Origin of the sequence: Streptomyces sp. NPDC048483 (assembly GCF_040651455.1) — a bacterium.
Lineage (GTDB): Bacteria > Actinomycetota > Actinomycetes > Streptomycetales > Streptomycetaceae > Streptomyces.
Window position 1 is genome coordinate 1 of record NZ_JBEZJZ010000269.1, and the last position, 1,068, is coordinate 1,068.

Consider the following 1,068-nt stretch of genomic DNA (forward strand, 5'->3'; position numbering starts at 1 on the left):
CCTAGGGACTGTTCTTGGTTGTGATCAAATCCGGGTTTTGGGCCCTGGAGGGGTGTCGGTCCGGTAGGACGTTGGTGTGACGCGTGCGCAACTCACTGACGTGGAGTGGAAGTTCATCGAGCCGTTCCTGCCGATAGGCAGGTTCGGCCCGTACCCCGAGCGGCTGCGTGAGCAGTTCGAGGGGGTGATCTGGCGGTTTAGGACCGGCAGCCAGTGGCGTGAGATGCCCGAGCGGTTCGGCGCCTGGCGGACCGTCTACCAGCGGTTCGTCCGGTGGCGGGACGCGGGTGTCTTCCAGGCCCTGCTGGAAGGCGTGATCGCCGAGGCCGCGCGACGGGGTGAAATCGACATGTCCCTGGTCAGCGTGGACTCCGCCACTGCGCGGGCCCACCAGGACGCGGCCGGTATGCGCCTCGATGACGAGGTCATGGCCGCTCTGGAGGAAGCGGCCCTGGAGCAGGAGAAGGCGGCCGGGCAAAAGGGGGAGCGCCTGGGGAACGGAACGGGCAGAACGGCGAAAGCGATCCCGAACGGGCCGAGCGCCGACGTGTCCGGCGACGGCGCAAGGCCCGGCTGAGGGCCGCTCTGCTCGGCAGGTCCCGGGGCGGGCTGACGAGCAAGATTCACCTCGCCGCGGACCGGCGCTGCCGCCCGATGGCGCTTGTCCTGACCGCCGGACAGGCCGCCGACAGCCCCCAGTTCATCCCCGTTCTGAAGAAGGTGCGGGCCCGGCTCCCGGTCGGCCGCCCCCGCACCCGGCCCGCCGCAGTCGCCGGCGACAAGGCCTACTCCTCCCGCACCAACCGCGCCCACCTGCGTGAACGCCACATCAAGGCGGTGATCCCGGAGAAGAAGGACCAGGCCGCCAACCGCAGGAAGAAGGGAAGCCGGGGCGGCCGGCCCATCACCCACGACACGAATCTTTACCGCGACCGCAACACCGTCGAGCGCGCCATCAACAAGCTGAAGGCCTGGCGGGGCATCGCCACCCGCTATGACAAGTCTCCCGAGAGCTACCTCGCCGGAGTCCACCTCCGTGCCGCGACGATCTGGATCGCCAGCCTCCGG

The 1,068-nt window shown here is 69.3% G+C and carries 1 pseudogene; it reads left to right on the plus strand.

Annotated features, from left to right (window positions below):
• Window positions 1-76: 76 nt before the first annotated feature.
• A pseudogene (locus tag AB0D04_RS42735) lies at window positions 77-1,068 on the plus strand (IS5 family transposase); the annotation flags it as partial.